Genomic DNA, 16401 nt, shown 5'->3' with positions numbered 1-16401 from the left:
ACTGGCTCAGACACGAAATAACACAGATTGACGTTAAATTAACATAGCCGTATGATCAAGTGACATGCTCACCTCCTAATAGGTCGATGTTGCCCGCCGAAATGCCGGCAGACCGGCGTTTCGGGAAGGGCGAGACCTGTGAATTCCCCGTATGTGCATGCGCCAAATTCGGCGAGGGATTGACAGCGATGCAGGGATGTGAAAATTTTTGCACACAAAGATAATAATATCATCTCAGGGAGGAGATGTCTTGAAATCCGGCGGAGCCGCTAACCGCGATCATGAGTCCAGCCTCGCCACCCGCGCGGCCTGGCTTCACTATGCCGGGGGTCTGACGCAGGCCCAGGTGGCCAAGCGGCTCGGCCTGACCAGCCTCAAGGCGCATCGGCTCATCACCCGGGCCACCCAGGATGGCCTTGTCAGGGTAATCATCGACGGCGATGTCGGCGAATGCATCGACCTCGAGCAGCAGCTGATCAATGCTTATGGGCTGGATTACTGCGAGGTCGTTCCTGATCTCGATCAGGACGAGCTGCCGCTGAAGGCCCTTGGCATCGCCGGCGCTCAGTTTCTGAAGCGGGAGATCGATCGCGGCGAGGACATGCTGATCGGCGTCGGCCATGGCCGTACCCTTGCCGCAAGCGTCGAGTATCTGACGCGCACCGCCGCTGCCCATATCCGTTTCGTATCGCTGCTTGGCGGCGTGACGCGCAAATTCGCGGCCAACCCGCACGATGTCATGCATCGGCTGGCCGAGCGGACCGGCGCGCAGGCCTATGTGATGCCGGTGCCTTTCGTCGCCAACACCGCCGAGGACCGTGAAGTGCTGCTTGGCCAGCGCGGCATCAGCGATGTCTTCGACCTCGCAAGCCGGTCCGACCTGATGTTCGTCGGCATAGGCACCGCCGAACGGGAAGCCTCGCTGGTCGCTACCGCCATGATCGAACATTCCGAAATCGATGAGGTCAAACGGGATGGCGGCGTCGGCGAGCTGCTCGCCCACTTCTTCGACGACAAGGGACGCCCGGTGGAAACGGCGCTGTCGGACAGAATCCTGGCGCTTCCGCGGGACCAGTTGAAGGGCCGTCGGATCGTCGCAGTCGCCGGCGGCAAGGTGAAAATACGCGCCATCAAGGCGGTGCTCGAAAGCCGCTATCTGAGCGGGCTGATCACTGACGAGTCCACCGCCCGTGCCCTTGTCGAACAGAACAAACCCAATGGTGCGAAGCGCCATGTGAACGGAGGATCGTCAAATGCGTGACAAGCGCGGATCAGCCTTGCCGGCGGTTGCGTCATGAGCGCGAAGGCCGCCCCCGCACCAACCAGGCCGGCTTCGCCCGGCTTGCGTCGGGTACTTGCCGGCGCTGCGGTTGTCGTCCTGCTCGGCGCCATGGCGCTCGACACCAACGTGGTCAGGATCGGCTCTGCCGGCGATGTCCGCAGCGCCGTCTTTTCCGCCGCCGACTACGGCAAGTCGGAGTTTCCCAAGGTGCAGGCCGATGTCGAAGCGCGTGCCGCCGACGCGGCAACGGTGGCGACGGCGATCACCAAGGACAGGGCAACGGCGGAAAAGGAATACGGCGTGCCGGCGGGCGTTGGGCCGGTCATCTCGGTGAAGTTCACCGGCGTCGTCGGCGAAGGAAAATCGGGCATCTACAAAGTCGCCGTCGAAGGTGTGCCGGACACGCTGATGATCCGCGTGCAGACGGGACCGGCGATCAACGGCACCGAGCTTCGCGACGCCACCGGCAAGATCACATTCGGCCAGTTCACCAACCAGATCGAATACCAGGACGCCGGTTCGGCGCTGAACAACGAGATGAAGAAGGAAATCCTGGCCAAGGTCGATACGAGCACCTTGACCGGCAAGACCATATCGGTGGTCGGCGCATTCAAGCTGGTCAACCCGAAGAGCTGGCTGGTCACTCCGGTGAGGCTGGAGGTCAAATGAGCGCGGCTGCCGACACCGGACCCGCGAATGGCGACGCCGTGCTTTCGGCGCGCAACATCGTCATGTCGTATGGCGGCGTCCATGCACTCAAGGGCGTCAATTTCGACATCCATCGCGGCAAGGTCACCACGCTGTTCGGAGAAAATGGCGCCGGCAAGTCGACGCTGATGAAGATCCTCTCCGGCGTGGTCACGCCGACATCCGGCGACATCGTGCTCGACGGCAATCTCGTCAGTTTTTCCTCATCCTCGGACGCACGCGATCGCGGCATCTCGATCATTCACCAGGAACTGAGCCTGGCGCCCAATCTCAGCGTTCGCGACAACATCTTCATGGGCCGCGAACTGCGCACCAGGACCGGCCTCGACTTCGCCGAGGAATCGCGCCAGGCGCGCGCGCTGATGGCTGATCTCGAAGAGGACATCGACCCGATGACCCTGGTCGAGGATCTGCGCCTGGGCCAACAGCAGATCGTCGAGATCGCGCGGGCGCTGTCGGTCGATTCGCGCATCCTGATCATGGACGAGCCGACCTCGGCGCTCAGCGCCACAGAGGTGGAGGTGCTGTTCAAGGTGATCCGCGATTTGACCAGCCGCGGCGTTTCCATCGTCTACATCTCACATCACCTCGAAGAGGCGCTGCAGATCACCGACTACGCCGTTGTCCTGCGCGACGGGGCGATAACGGCGACGGCTGAAGCCAGAAACATCGACCTCGAGTGGATCGTCCGCAACATGGTCGGCGAGAACTTCGATCTCGGCTCGCCGCCGACCGGCCATGCGTTCGGTGAGGTCGCCCTGTCGATCGAGGATGTCAGCGTCGTCGACACTTCGGGCTCGGGCTATTCCGTCGTCGACCACCTGTCGCTGGATGTCCGGGCAGGCGAGATCGTCTGCATCTATGGGCTGATGGGCGCCGGGCGCACGGAATTGCTGGAAGCCGTCGCCGGACGGGTGCCGATGGCGGGCGGCCGCGCGCTTCTGGAAGGCGAGGACGTTTCGGGACTGAGCATTGCCCAGCGCATCTCCAGAGGTCTTGTGCTGGTCCCCGAGGACCGCCAGCGCGACGGGCTGGTGCAGACGATGACCGTCGGCCGCAATCTCTCGCTGGCCAGCATCGAGGCGTTCGCCAAGGGGCTGTTTCTGTCCCGTTCCAAGGAGCGTGGGCTGGTCGAGGATTCGATCCGCAAGGTGACCATAAAGACCGCAGGCGGCAATGCCATGATCGGATCGCTGTCGGGCGGCAATCAGCAGAAGGTCGTCATCGGCAAGATGCTGACGACCAACCCAAAAGTCATCCTTCTCGACGAACCGAGCCGTGGCATCGATGTCGGCGCCAAGGCCGAGGTCTTCCGCTTGCTGAGCGAACGCGCCGCGCAAGGGCTTGCGGTCGTCTTCTCGACCTCTGAGGTCAACGAATGCCTCAGCATTGCCCACCGCATCGTCGTCATGCGGCGTGGCAGGATTTCAGCTGAATTCGGCGCCAACGCCACCAAAGAGCAGATCATGGCCGCCTCTGGCGAAGCCGTGGTCGCCTGATCACCAGAATTTCGGAGCCCAGACCAATGACCGACGTCAGCCAGGCCAGAAAACAGTCCAGTCCAAGCGCGGGCGGCGAAGGCTTCGATCTCGCCAAGCTGCTGCTCGAGGGTCGCGCTTTCTTTGCCCTGATCGTCATCATCGTCGTGTTCTCGATCCTGTCGCCCTACTATCTCTCGGTGGCGAATTTCCTGACCATGGCCTCGCATGTCGCCATCTTCGGAATCCTCGCGATCGGCATGCTGCTCGTCATCCTCAATGGCGGTATCGACCTGTCGGTGGGGTCGACGCTGGGCTTGGCCGGCGTCGTTGCCGGGTTCCTGATGCAAGGCGTGACGCTGACCTGGCTGGGTGTCGTTCTCTATCCGCCGGTCTGGGTGGTCGCGGTGTTGGCCTGCATGCTCGGCGCCGTCGTCGGACTGATCAACGGCGTGCTCATCGCGCGCTTCAAGGTTCCGGCTTTCGTCGCCACGCTCGGCGTCATGTACATGGCGCGTGGCCTGGCACTGCTGATGACCAGCGGCCTGACCTATAACAATCTCGGCGGCAAGCCGGAGCTCGGAAACACCGGCTTCGATGCGCTTGGCTTCAACCGCTTGTTCGGCGTGCCGACGGGCGTCGTGGTTCTCGTGGTCATCGCGCTCATTGGCAGCATCGTCTTGAACCGCACCGCTTTCGGGCGCTGGCTCTACGCCTCGGGCGGCAACGAGCGCGCGGCCGAACTCTCCGGCGTTCCGGTCAAGACGGTGCAGATTTCCGTCTATGTGCTGTCGGGCATCTGTGCCGCCATCGCCGGCCTGATCCTGTCCTCGCAGTTGACGTCGGCTGGACCGACCGCCGGCACCACCTACGAACTGACGGCCATCGCGGCCGTCGTCATCGGCGGCGCGGCACTGACCGGCGGGCGCGGCAACATCCGCGGAACCCTGCTTGGGGCCTTCGTCATCGGCTTCCTGTCCGACGGTCTGGTGATCATCGGCATCTCATCCTACTGGCAGACAGTGTTCACGGGCGCGGTCATCGTGCTCGCCGTGCTCCTCAATGCCGTTCAGTATCGCCGCCGTAGCAAGCTCCCAAGCGCGTCAGGTGGCCAACCGACTTCTCAGAAACGGGGGGCCGAACCGGCCAATCCTGCCCAAGGGAAGACTGCCAGGTGAACTGGCAGCAACACCGCGTAATCATTGGAGGAATGTACATGAAAACCATGCTGAAAAGTCTGCTCGCCGCCGCGATGGTCGTCGGGTTCACGGCCGCCGCGTCAGCCGCGGGCCTGATCTCGATCATCGTCAACGATCCGGCCAACCCCTACTGGCTGACTGAGGGCAACGTCGCCAAGGCCGAGGCCGAGAAGCTTGGCTATACGGCCAATGTCGGCGCCCACAAGGGCGATACCAATACCGAAAGCAATTTGATCGACACCGCCATCACCAACAAGTCGGTGGCGATCATCCTCGATCCGGCCAACGCTGACGGCTCTGTCGGTGCGGTGAAGAAGGCGATTGCAGCCAACATCCCGGTGTTCCTCGTCAATGCCGAGATCAATCAGGAAGGCCTCGCCAAGGGTCAGCTCGTTTCCAACAACGCGCAGGGTGCTGCTCTCGGTGCCCAGCAGTGGGTGCAGGCCGTCGGCGAAAAGGGCAAATATGTCGAACTGCTCGGCGCCCCGTCTGACAACAACGCCGCTACGCGCTCGAACGGGTACGCGACTGTGCTGAGCCAGTACCCGGATCTCGAAAAGGCTGCTTCGCAGGTCGCCAACTGGGATCGTACCCAGGGCCACGACAAGATGCAGAGCATGCTGCAGGCCAATCCCGACATCATCGCCGTGATCAGCGGCAATGACGAAATGGCGCTCGGCGCGGTTGCGGCGCTGAAGGAAGCAGGCAAGCTCGCCGGCATCAAGGTCGGCGGCTTCGACGGCTCCCCGGATGCGGTTGCGGCGATCAAGTCCGGCGAACTGCAGTACACCGTGCTTCAGCCGGTCGCCATCTTCTCGGCCAAGGCCGTGCAGCAGGCGGACTCGTTCATCAAGACGGGTGCCACCGGTGCGGCGACCGAGAAGCAGCTGTTCGATTGCCTTCTCATCACCAAGGACAATGTCGACAAGTATACCGCACCCTTCGTGCTGTCTGAGTAATACCTGTACAGGGGGTGTCCTTGCGGACACTCCCTGCCTCTTCTACGAAATGACTGCCCTCGTGAACTGCCTTCGCAACCAACCGGAATTTGCGGCATGAAAGACCTGCTGATCGGCATCGACGCGGGAACGTCGGTGATCAAATCGATCGCTTTCGACCTGTCCGGGCGGCAGCTCGCCATGACGTCGGTGCCCAACAGCTTCGTCACGCTGGAAGGCGGCGGCGCCGAGCAGGACCTCGACCAGACCTGGCGCGACATGGCGCGGACCGTTCGCGATCTCGCGGCCAGGGTTCCCGACCTCGTGCAACGAACCGCAGCGGTGGCCATCACCGGGCAGGGCGACGGAACCTGGCTGATCGATGGCGACGGCTTGCCTGTCTCGCGCGCCTGGCTGTGGCTTGATGCCCGCGCTGGACATCTGGTGGACGAGATGCGCGCCGATCCCCGGGATCGCAGGCGGTTCGAGCTGACCGGCACGGGGCTGAATTCCTGCCAGCAAGGCGCCCAGCTTGCCTTCATGAGAAAGAACCATCCCGACATGCTGGAGCGGGCGGCGACCGCACTGCATTGCAAGGATTGGCTCTACTTCAAGATGACGGGCGAACGCGCCACGGATCCCTCCGAGGGAACCTTCACCTTCGGCGATTTTCGGTCGCGCAGCTATTCCGACGAAGCCCTCGACATCCTGGATCTGACGACGCATCGCCGCCTGTTGCCTCCCATGCTCGAAGGCACCACCGACCATCATCCGCTGTCGCGATCGGCGGCGGCAGAGACTGGCCTGCTCGAAGGCACGCCGGTGGTGCTGGGTTACGTCGATATGGTCATGACGGCGCTCGGAGCCGGCCTCTATGATCCCTCGGGCAATGTCGGCTGCACGGTCATCGGCTCGACCGGCATACACACACGCTTTGCCGCCACTCCCGACGATGTCGTGCTGAACGACGATGGCTCCGGCTACACGATCGCCATGCCTATTCCAGGCGCCTTTGCACAATTGCAATCCAACATGGCGGCGACGCTCAACATAGACTGGGTGCTTGGCCTTGCGCGCGACGTGCTCGCGACGGCTGGCGGCAAGCCTTCTCATGACGAGTTGCTGAAGGCCCTCGACGCTTGGGTGGAAGCATCGGAGCCTGGTTCGCTGATCTACCAGCCCTACATATCGCTGGCCGGTGAAAGAGGACCGTTCGTCGATCCTGACGCACGCGCTGGCTTCATCGGCCTTTCGGTCAAGCACGGCTTTGGCGATCTGGCACGCGGCGTGCTCGAAGGGTTGGCCTTCGCCGCACGTGATTGCTACCAGGCGATGGGCGCCGTGCCGAGCGAGATCCGGCTGTCGGGCGGCGCCGCTCGCAGTCCGTCCCTACGCCGCATCATCGCGGCGGCGACCCGGGCGCAGGTGCGTACCAGCAGTCGCCAGGAAGCCGGCGCGGCAGGCGCCGCGATGATGGCTGCGGTCGGGCTCGGCGTCTATGGCTCCATGGAAGACTGCGCCGCCGAATGGGTGACGCCGCTTCTCGGCGACTGCGATGCCTATGACGAGGCGCTTTCGCATACCTACGATGCGCTCTTCCCTTCCTTCGTTGCAGCGCGTCAGGCGCTTCGGCCGGTGTGGAAGGGCATGGCGCACCGCACAGGAGCAAGATCTTGAGCAACACAACAGATGTCGTCGATCTCTTCGTGATCGGCGGCGGCGTCAATGGAGCCGGCATAGCGCGTGATGCGGCAGGTCGCGGGCTGTCCGTCATCCTGTGCGAAAAGGACGATCTCGCCCAGGGCACCAGTTCGCGCTCCGGCAAGCTGGTGCATGGCGGCCTGCGCTACCTCGAATATTATGAATTCCGGCTGGTTCGCGAAGCACTGATCGAACGCGAGGTGCTGCTCGAGGCAGCGCCGCACATCATCTGGCCGATGCGCTTCGTTCTTCCGCACAGCCCGCAAGACAGGCCGGCATGGCTGGTCCGGCTCGGGCTGTTTCTCTACGATCATCTTGGCGGCCGCAAACGGCTGCCGGGGACACGAACACTGAACCTCAGGACTGCGCCTGAAGGCGCGCCAATCAAGGACGAATTCAAGCGCGGTTTCGAATATTCCGACTGCTGGGTCGACGATGCGCGCCTGGTGCTGCTCAACGCCCTGGATGCCAGGCAGCGCGGTGCCAGAGTGCTCACGCGCACCGCCTGTGTCGCGGCCCGCCGCGAAAACGGACTGTGGTCGATCGACATGCAGGATGGTCGCACGGGTGCTCTGACGAAAGTCCGCGCGCGGGCGCTGGTCAACGCGGCCGGGCCCTGGGTCAACGACATTGTCAGCCGCGTCGCCGGGCAGAACTCCACGCGCAATGTTCGGCTTGTAAAAGGCAGCCATATCGTCGTGCCCAAATTCTGGGAGGGGCGGCAGGCCTATCTCATCCAGAACAACGACAAGCGAGTGATCTTCGTCAACCCCTACGAGAACGATCTGGCGCTGATCGGCACCACCGACATTCCCTACGAAGGCAGGCCCGAGGAAGTGGTCGCCGAGGCAAGCGAAGTCGACTATCTGATCAAGGTGGTCAATCGCTATTTCAAGCGACAGCTGACGTCACAGGACGTGGTCCATAGTTTCTCAGGCGTGCGTCCGCTCTATGACGACAATGCCGACAATCCAAGCGCGGTGACGCGCGACTATATTTTCGAACTCGACGCCTCCAATGGCAACGCGCCGCTGCTGTCGGTGTTCGGCGGCAAGATCACCACCTTCCGCAAGCTGTCGGAACATGCGCTGGAAAAGATCCAGCCGTTTTTTCCGATGATGAAGAAAGCCTGGACGGCCAAAATCCCCTTGCCGGGAGGCGACCTGCCCAACGCCGACTTCGAGCAGTTCCTGAGCGATCTGCATTCCGAGTTTTCATGGCTCAGCCCGTCGCTGGTGAAGCACTACGCTCGAAGCTACGGCACCCGTGCCAGGCAATTGCTCGCCGGCGCACAGCGCGAGGCGGATCTCGGCCGCCGCTTCGGTCCCGACCTGTATGAGCGGGAGGGAAGGTTCCTGGCCGAGACCGAATGGGCCGGCACATCAGCCGATATTCTGGAACGCCGCACCAAACATGGCCTGCATCTCAATGCGGCCGAGCGGAAAGCATTCGAAGACTGGTTCGATAACATCATGGCGACGGCAGACTGATGGCCTTCACGCTTTCCCTCAACACCAATCCGCTGGTCAATCGCTTCGCCGATCCGGACGATTTGATCGACGCGATTGCCTATGGCATCGGTATCCGCGACGTGCAGCTGACGCATGAATTCGTCAATCCGGGCTGGCCGGCGGCGACGATTGCCAAATTCCTGCGCCTGTTCGACAGGGCGCTTTCGCGGACCGGCGTGCGGATCACCTCCGGTATGACCGGGCCTTATGGCCGGCTCAACCATTTCGGCCACCCGGATGCGGATGTCCGGCGCTATTATGTCGACTGGTTCAAGACGTTTGCCGATATTTCCGCCGAACTCGGCGCGTCAGGCATGGGCACGCAGTTCGCCATCTTCACCTACAAGGACTATGACGATCCGCAACGGCGGGCGGCATTGCTCGACATCGCGCTCGAATGCTGGCGCGAGGTGGCTGAGCACGCCAAGGCGGCGGGCCTGACCTATGTGTTCTGGGAACCGATGTCGGTGGGCCGCGAGTTCGGCCACACGATCGAAAGCTGCGCCACGCTGCAAGGCGCCATCGATGCGGCGAAGCTGCCCATACCGATGAAGATGATGGTCGACATCGACCATGGCGATGTCACCTCGCCCAATCCTGCCGATACCGATCCCTACGCTTGGGCGAAAGCGTTTCCATTGCAATCGCCGATCATCCATATCAAGCAGTCTTCCATGAACAAGGGCGGGCACTGGCCGTTCACGGCCACTTACAACAAGGATGGCCGCATAGTTCCGCAAAAGCTGCTGGATGCGGTTCGGCAGGGCGGCGGAACCGACAACGAAATTTGCCTTGAACTTTCCTTCAGGGAGAGGGAACCAGTCGATCATCAGGTTATCGAGATGATCCGCGAATCGGTGGATTTCTGGGCGCCTCATATCGACAGTGGCCGCGACAGTCTCAAGCCTCGAGCCTGAGTGAAATGCCGGCTCGACGCCGGCACTGGTGGCCAGGAAACACGCGTTGAAGGAGAGAAGAATGACCCCATATTGGGTCGGCACGAGCTGGAAGATGAACAAGACGCTTGCCGAGGCGTTGCAGTTCGCCGATGCGCTGGCGGCCTTCGTGCCGGGTTTCGATCAGGCGATACAGCCTTTCGTCATTCCGCCGTTCACCGCCGCGCGCCAGGTCAAGGCGGCGCTGGCCAACACCCGCGTAAAAGTCGGCGCGCAGAACATGCATTGGGCCGACGCCGGCGCCTGGACTGGGGAGGTTTCGCCAGTGATGTTGAAAGATTGCGGGCTGGATGTGATCGAACTCGGCCACAGCGAGCGTCGCGAGCATTTCGGCGAAACGGATGCCACCGTGGGATTGAAAACGGCGGCGGCGGCCAGGCACGGTTTCGTGCCGCTGATTTGCGTCGGCGAGACGCTGGCTGAACGTGAATCCGGCCGCGCCGAGGCGGTCTTGACGGCACAGGTTCTCGGCGCGCTGCAAGAGCTGAGCGGCGATCAACTGAAGGCAGAAATCCTCTTTGCCTACGAGCCCGTCTGGGCGATCGGCGAGAAGGGCATTCCCGCCAGCGCCGACTATGCCGACAGGCAGCAGGCGCTGATCAAGCAGGTTGCCGCCGACCGGCTGCCGGCTGCCCCGCCTGTGCTTTACGGTGGCAGCGTCAATCCAGGCAACGCGGCCGAACTCATCGGCCAGCCACATATCGATGGCCTGTTCATCGGCCGCTCGGCGTGGCAAGCGGAAGGCTATATCGACATTCTGAAAAAGGCGTCGGCCGCCATCGCGCGCTGACCAGAGCAATTCCAGGAAAAGTGTGAAACGGATTTCCGTCCGGAATTGCGTCAAATCAGAGAGATAGAGAAAAAAGCAAAGGAGCTCATCATCATGAAAATCGCACTCGGAGCCGACAGCGCCGGCAAGCCGTTGCTCGACGTCATCGCCAAGCATCTCGCCACCAAGCCGGAACTGCAGGTCGTCGACCTAAGCCAGGCCGGATTCTACGCCGATATCGCCGCCTCGGTCGGCCACGAAATTCTCGACGGCAATTACGACCGGGCCATCCTGTTTTGCGGCACCGGCATCGGCGTCAGCATCTCCGCCAACAAGGTCCCGGGCATTCGTGCCGCATTGACCCACGACACCTATTCCGCTGAGCGCGCCGCCAAGTCCAATAACGCCCAGATCATCACCATGGGCGCCCGCGTCATCGGTCCCGAACTGGCGAAATCGATCGCCGACGCATGGTTGGCCTCGGAGTTCGATCCGAATGGCCCCTCCGCCACAAACGTGCAGGCCATCGACAAGCTCGACGCCAAGCGCTGACGCGAGGGCCTGCTGCTGAGTTAGCTGATCAAGGCGACCCGCATCGCCTCGATCACAGTCACGGCGGAGGCGGCGCCCGGGTCCATGTGGCCAAGCGAGCGTTCGCCGAGGCGCGATGCCCGGCCCTTGGTGGCGACCATCGACTTGGTCGCCTCCGCGCCGGCGTTTGCCGCTTGTGCAGCAGCTTCGAGACTGCCCGCCAGATCCTTGCCGGAGGTCAGCGCTTCGCCCGCCGCCTGCGCAGCCGGCGCCCATGCATCGATCATCGTCTTTTCGCCTGGCTCGGCCTTGCCGCGATCCTGAATGCCTTTGGCCATCGCCTGGAACAGAGTGACCACGTCCGCGTCGTCGAGCGTCGTCTTGCCCTTGACGGCTGCCGCGGCGCGCATGAACGCGGTCGCATAGAGCGGACCGGAGGAGGCTCCAACCGCATTCAGGAACGACTTTGCCGCCGTGTTCAGCAAGGTGGTCGGATCAGTGGCCTCGGTGTCCAGTGCGGCGACTGCATCGCGTGCCGCGGAAAATCCAAGCTCCATCGCGATGCCGTGGTCGGCGTCGCCGATAACTCCGTCAAGCGCGCATAGTCGGTCCCTGTCGGCCGACATGGCGGTTGCGATCGCCGCGAACATCGCGACAAGGCGGGCGGTGTCGATTGTCGTCATGTCTAGTCCTTGCCACAGAAGTGGGTTTAGCCGGCGCGAAACATGGCGCAGTCGCAGGGGTGGTCCAGCATCGTCTGCAACTCGCCGTCCAGCCGATGCAGGGTGATCGAGGCCCCGGCCATTTCGAGCGAGGTACAGTAATTGCCGACCCAGCTTGCGTGGATGGACACACCGATATCATCGAGCCTCTGCTTCACCCGCCGGTTCATGATGTAGAGTTCCATCAGCGGCGTTGAGCCCAGCGAATTGACGAGCACCGCGACCTTGTCGCCGCGCGCCGGCGCCATCTCGTCGAGGATCCTGTCCAGCATCTCGTCGGTGATCTCGTCGGCTGTTTTCAACTTTTCGCGCGCGATGCCGGGCTCGCCGTGGATGCCCATGCCGATCTCCATCTCGTCCGCCCCGATCTCGAAATTCGGCCGGCGGGTCTGCGGCAGCGAACAGGGCGACAGCGCCACGCCCATGGTGAAGGTGTGGTCGTTGGCCTTGCCGGCGATGCGCTCGCATTCGTCGAAGGACAACATCCGGTCGCAGGCGGCGCCGGCCGCTTTGAAGATGAAGAAATTGCCGGCGACGCCGCGCCTCTTGTGCCGCTGGTCGCGCGGTGCCGAGGCGACGTCGTCGGTGCTCAGCACCGTGCGCACCTCGATGTCGTCCATGGCGGCCATCTCGGCCGCCATGTCGAAATTCATCACGTCGCCGGCATAATTGCCGTACATGAAGAGCACGCCGCCGCCGCCGCTGACTGCCTTGGCGCATTCGAGGATCGGGTCCGGCGGCGGCGAGGCAAAGACATTGCCGATGGCCGCAGCGTCAGCCAATCCCTTGCCGACAAAGCCGAGAAAGCTCGGCTCGTGGCCCGAACCGCCGCCAATCACGAGGCCCACCTTGCCCTGGCGCGGTCCGTCGCGGGCGATGATGGAGCGTGGACTGCCGTCCACGCTTTTGAGATGGCGGGGATGCGCTGCCAGGATGCCTTCCAGCATCTCGTCGACGGCGCGGTTGCCATCGTTGATGATCTTCTTGGTCTGCACCCGGCATCCTCCCGATTTCGGCATTTTCGCAGATAATACCGGGTGTTACCGGGATTTCCACCCGGCAAGGCGCATTTCGCGTGTTGAAGTGCTCTCGCACAGCGGCTCCTGAAATCCAGGTGTCGGCTGGTTCAAGTGCCGAGGCCGTCGCGGATGGCTGAGAAATAGCGATCGGTTCCGACCTGGCCGCCCTTGAGCGCGACCTCCAAGCCGTCGATCGCCTTGACGCGCGAGTGGGCAACGCAGAGCGGCGAGCCAGGCGAAGCGGGCAGCGGCATGCGGATTGTCAGGGCATCGACACCCATTTCGCCGAGTGCATGGCTCGACGTGTCGCCGCCGGCAATGACCACGCGCCGCAAATTCTGTTCGATCGTCAGGCTGCGAAGGATTTCTCCAAGGCCGCGGCCAAGCCTGTGGCGGGCGCCTTCCTGCCGGTCGATTTCGGCGCCCCTGTCGGCATCGGGGCCAAGCGCGGTGTAGAGGATGACGCTGCGCCCGGCTTGCAGACTGGCACGGCCGCTTGCCGTTGCGCGCGCGATCGCCTGCTGCGGAGACTCCGAAACCAGCTCGACGGGATCGACCTCGATGCCGTCGAAACCGTCGGTCAGGGCATGCCGGATCTGCCGCTCGGTGGTCGGCGAACAACTGCCCGACACGACGGCTATCCGCTCGGCTGCGCCCGGCGGCGTGAAACCTTGTCCAGCGCCGACAATGTTATTCGACGCCCATTCGGCCAGCAATGCATACTCGACCCCGGACGAGCCGGCGACAAAAGAACCGCCTGGCTTGCGAACGCGCCAGATCTCCTTGCCGGCCAGAGCCTGCGTTTCCAGATTGTCGACATCGACAAGCACGATGGGGGTGCCGTTTCCGGTCAGCCGATCGAACGCCGCCGACCGCGACGCGGACTGCAGCGTCGCAAGGTCGACCAGTCCGGAGTTCAGCGCCGTCTGCCGCGACAGATGGATCAGCAGATCGGACTCATCCATCGGCGTCGTCGGGTGGCGGCTCATCACCGGGTGGCGGTCGATGCGGAAATATTGGTCGCGATAGGCGGCGAACAGGTGCCCGAAGGCGGTGTAGCGCTTGAGCTGCGGCGCGCCGACCAGCAGCGGCACGCTGTCCTGGTCGAACACCGAGCGGCCGATCTCGATGGCCCGGCCGATGCTGCCGATCGTCGGGCTGGAATCGAAGGTCGAGCAGACCTTGTAGTGGCAGATCGCGGCGTTGAGTGTCTTCAGCCAGGCGAAGGAGTCGCGCAGATGCGTGTCCATCCAATGCGGCGTCTCGCTGCGGCTGGTGCCGGCGAGGCCGATCGCCCGGCAATGGGCAAACCGCGAAAGCAAGGCATCGTCCGGCTGGCGCATGAACAGCACGGTCGGCACACCACCGAGCTCAAGCGCCTCCATGACATCGGTCGAGCCGGTCAGGTCGTCGCCATAATAGCTGAGAAGCAGGTCCTGCATCGTCTCAGGCTGCCTTGCCGTCGCCGAATTTTTCAATCGACCGCGCCAGTTCAGGGTGGTTCAGAGCGAAGTCGGCAAGCGGAATGCCGTCGACCGCCGCCTGCCAGGCTTGCTGCACGGCACGCACGCCGGCGCCCGGCCCGTCCGGATGGCTGACGATACCGCCGCCGCAGAGATAGAGAAGATCGACCGTCCGTCCGGTTCGCGCATAGGTCTCGGGCGCTTGGCCGCCCCACTGGCCGGAGCCCGCGACCGGCAAGGCGCAGTCCTCGGGCGAGAAGATCGGCGTCGTCACCGCCTTGAACGACTCGACGAAAGAGTCATCCGGTTCCCAGTATTTCGAGGCGATGCCGTTGATCTGGAACTGATCGACGCCGAGCAGCCGCCAGAATTGCTGCCAGACCTTGAAGTCCATGCCGAGGCCCGGGTGACGGGTGAGGATGTCCCAGCCGTTGCGGTGCGCGTGCAGCACCAGGCTGGAGCGTTTTCTCAAAAACGCCATGCCGCCAAAACCGATCGAATTGATGTTGACCACAGCACAATTGCCGCCGGCCTTCGCCACCAGATCGTGGTTGCGCATCATCTCGTCCGGATCGGCATGTGAGATGCCGAAGGCATACATGACCTTCTTGCCGGTCTTCTGCTCGTGGCCGAGGATCAGCGGCATGATTGCCTTCACCCGCTCCGCCAACGGCGAATAGGCTGGGCTCATCAGCTTTTCATCATCCTTGATGAAATCGACGCCGGCGTCGATCAATTCGGCCACCATTGCCGCCGTCTCATGTGGCCTCAAGCCCAGCGCCGGCTTGACGATAGTGCCGATGATCGGACGGTCCGTCACACCGGTCAGCCGGCGGCTGCCGGCGACACCGAACTGTGGGCCGGGATGCGCGCCGCGATACTCCTCCGGCAATTCCATGTCGACGATGCGAATCCCGGTGAGGCCCTTGATCGAATAGGTGCCGCCGATGGCAATGGTCATCAGTGCCGAAAGGTCGGTGCCGATGGCATCGAATGGAAAGGCGATATCGACATCGGCGCGCCTGAACGGCCCGTTGCCGCTGTCGGGAAGCGACGGCCGCTCGGCATCGGCCAGAGGCCGTATCGCCAGCACGCGCGCCGCCACCCGGGCTTTCAGTTCCTCGGTCTCGCCGGGCAGCGCGACGAAGGTGCCGGTCGACTGGTCGCTGGCGATCTTGGCCGCCAGCGCTTCGATGCTTCCAGGCGTTTCGATGCGGTAGGTGAGAGTGATCATGGTCCGCTGTCTCAAGCCGAGGCGTTCGAAAAAGGTTCACTGGTGTTTCAAATCTGGTATAATGAGTACATAAGTATTGCAAGCCATATCCGGCAGCCGGATCGACAGACGGCAATTTCCGGGAAATGTGGCGGCAGTGTTAGATAGGGCGGGGTCAAGGGAGTGATTCGCGACGATGCACCGTTCGGAACCGATTGTCCGGCGCAAGCTTTCCGATGAGGTCTTCTTGCGGCTGAAACGCCTCATTACCAGCGGCGAGCTGATGCCGGGCGACGACATGCCGTCGGAGCGCGAACTGATGGAGCGCTTCGAGGTCGGCAGGCCGGCGATCCGCGAGGCGATGCAGGCGTTGAGCAATATGGGCCTCGTCGCGATCTCGCATGGCGAACGCGCCAAGGTGCTGCAACTGACCGCCAAATCGATCATCAAGCAGGTCGATGGCGCCGCCAAGATCATCCTGTCGTCATCGAAAGACACGCTGGAGCACCTGAAGACCGCGCGCATCTTTTTCGAGCGCGGCATGGTCAGGGAAGCCGCCGAAAAGGCCACCGCCGAGGATGTGCTGCGGTTGCGGGCGACCGTCGCCGAACAGCGCGGCTTTCGCGGCGATTCCGAAGCCTTCATCTCCGCTGACATGAAGTTCCATACACAGATCGCCGCGATCTCCAGCAACCCGATCTATGTTGCCGTCAGCGAGGCGATGCTGGGCTGGCTGAAGGAATACCACACCGAAATGCTGATCTGGACCGGCAAGGAAAAGTTCACGCTGACCGAGCACGAAGAGATCATCGGCCGCATCGAGAAAAAGGATGCGGATGGCGCCGAGAAGGCGATGATCAAGCATCTCGAACGCTCGCGCGCGCTCTACGTGATGAATTCCGAAAAGTAGC

The 16401-nt window shown here is 62.9% G+C and carries 15 protein-coding genes; 11 read left to right on the top strand and 4 right to left on the bottom strand.

Annotation, left to right across the window (positions count from 1 at the left end; translation table 11 throughout):
• Positions 1–250 precede the first annotated feature (250 nt).
• The 10 genes from EOA13_RS26505 to EOA13_RS26460 all read left to right on the top strand — a co-directional run bounded on the left by EOA13_RS26505 (position 251) and on the right by EOA13_RS26460 (position 11094).
• On the top strand, positions 251–1261 hold the full coding sequence (locus EOA13_RS26505; RefSeq protein WP_127296545.1) for a sugar-binding transcriptional regulator: 1011 nt from the start codon (positions 251–253) through the stop codon (positions 1259–1261).
• Positions 1262–1294: 33 nt separating this feature from the next.
• Positions 1295–1951 (top strand): DUF2291 domain-containing protein, encoded by a 657-nt coding sequence (locus EOA13_RS26500; protein ID WP_127296544.1) that lies wholly within the window; start codon positions 1295–1297, stop codon positions 1949–1951.
• Entirely contained in the window at positions 1948–3489 is a 1542-nt protein-coding gene (locus tag EOA13_RS26495) for a sugar ABC transporter ATP-binding protein (protein WP_127296543.1), read from the top strand. The genes EOA13_RS26500 and EOA13_RS26495 overlap by 4 nt, the downstream gene beginning before the upstream one ends.
• 26 nt (positions 3490–3515) lie before the next feature.
• Positions 3516–4646, top strand: coding sequence for an ABC transporter permease (locus EOA13_RS26490; RefSeq protein ID WP_127296542.1), 1131 nt, complete (start codon positions 3516–3518; stop codon positions 4644–4646).
• A 32-nt stretch (positions 4647–4678) separates the two neighbouring features.
• Positions 4679–5626 (top strand): D-ribose ABC transporter substrate-binding protein, encoded by a 948-nt coding sequence (locus EOA13_RS26485; RefSeq protein ID WP_023756738.1) that lies wholly within the window; start codon positions 4679–4681, stop codon positions 5624–5626.
• Between the two features lie 96 nt (positions 5627–5722).
• Positions 5723–7282: an FGGY-family carbohydrate kinase gene (locus EOA13_RS26480; RefSeq protein ID WP_127296541.1), complete on the top strand. Its 1560-nt coding sequence runs from the start codon at positions 5723–5725 to the stop codon at positions 7280–7282.
• Entirely contained in the window at positions 7279–8796 is a 1518-nt protein-coding gene (locus tag EOA13_RS26475; RefSeq protein ID WP_127296540.1) for a glycerol-3-phosphate dehydrogenase, read from the top strand. Before EOA13_RS26480 ends, EOA13_RS26475 begins: the two co-directional genes overlap by 4 nt.
• Positions 8796–9734: a TIM barrel protein gene (locus EOA13_RS26470; protein WP_127296539.1), complete on the top strand. Its 939-nt coding sequence runs from the start codon at positions 8796–8798 to the stop codon at positions 9732–9734. The genes EOA13_RS26475 and EOA13_RS26470 overlap by 1 nt, the downstream gene beginning before the upstream one ends.
• A 61-nt stretch (positions 9735–9795) precedes the next feature.
• Positions 9796–10563, top strand: a complete 768-nt coding sequence (locus tag EOA13_RS26465) for a triose-phosphate isomerase (RefSeq protein ID WP_127296538.1) — start codon at positions 9796–9798, stop codon at positions 10561–10563.
• Positions 10564–10656: 93 nt separating this feature from the next.
• A complete protein-coding gene (locus EOA13_RS26460) occupies positions 10657–11094 on the top strand; it encodes an RpiB/LacA/LacB family sugar-phosphate isomerase (RefSeq protein ID WP_013533067.1) in 438 nt (145 codons plus the stop codon).
• A gap of 20 nt (positions 11095–11114) precedes the next feature.
• Here the strand turns inward: EOA13_RS26460 and dhaL are convergent, their stop codons facing one another.
• The 4 genes from dhaL to oiaX all read right to left on the bottom strand — a co-directional run bounded on the left by dhaL (position 11115) and on the right by oiaX (position 15511).
• Positions 11115–11756 (bottom strand): dihydroxyacetone kinase subunit DhaL, encoded by a 642-nt coding sequence (gene dhaL / locus EOA13_RS26455; protein ID WP_127296537.1) that lies wholly within the window; start codon positions 11754–11756, stop codon positions 11115–11117.
• A 26-nt stretch (positions 11757–11782) separates the two neighbouring features.
• Complete coding sequence (locus tag EOA13_RS26450) at positions 11783–12790, bottom strand: dihydroxyacetone kinase subunit DhaK (RefSeq protein ID WP_127296536.1); 1008 nt, start codon at positions 12788–12790, stop codon at positions 11783–11785.
• A gap of 131 nt (positions 12791–12921) precedes the next feature.
• Positions 12922–14256, bottom strand: coding sequence for a four-carbon acid sugar kinase family protein (locus EOA13_RS26445; protein ID WP_127296560.1), 1335 nt, complete (start codon positions 14254–14256; stop codon positions 12922–12924).
• A 4-nt stretch (positions 14257–14260) separates the two neighbouring features.
• Positions 14261–15511, bottom strand: a complete 1251-nt coding sequence (oiaX, locus tag EOA13_RS26440) for a 3-oxo-isoapionate-4-phosphate decarboxylase OiaX (protein WP_127296535.1) — start codon at positions 15509–15511, stop codon at positions 14261–14263.
• A 175-nt stretch (positions 15512–15686) separates the two neighbouring features.
• On the opposite strand from oiaX, the gene EOA13_RS26435 reads away from it, so the two are divergent.
• Positions 15687–16400, top strand: a complete 714-nt coding sequence (locus tag EOA13_RS26435; protein WP_127296534.1) for a transcriptional regulator NanR — start codon at positions 15687–15689, stop codon at positions 16398–16400.
• Position 16401 lies beyond the last annotated feature (1 nt).

The organism is Mesorhizobium sp. M7A.F.Ca.US.011.01.1.1, from assembly GCF_003998295.1.
In the GTDB taxonomy this organism is placed as follows: domain Bacteria; phylum Pseudomonadota; class Alphaproteobacteria; order Rhizobiales; family Rhizobiaceae; genus Mesorhizobium.
The sequence above is the reverse complement of the archived record's forward strand: the minus strand, read 5'-3'. Positions and strand labels throughout refer to the sequence as shown.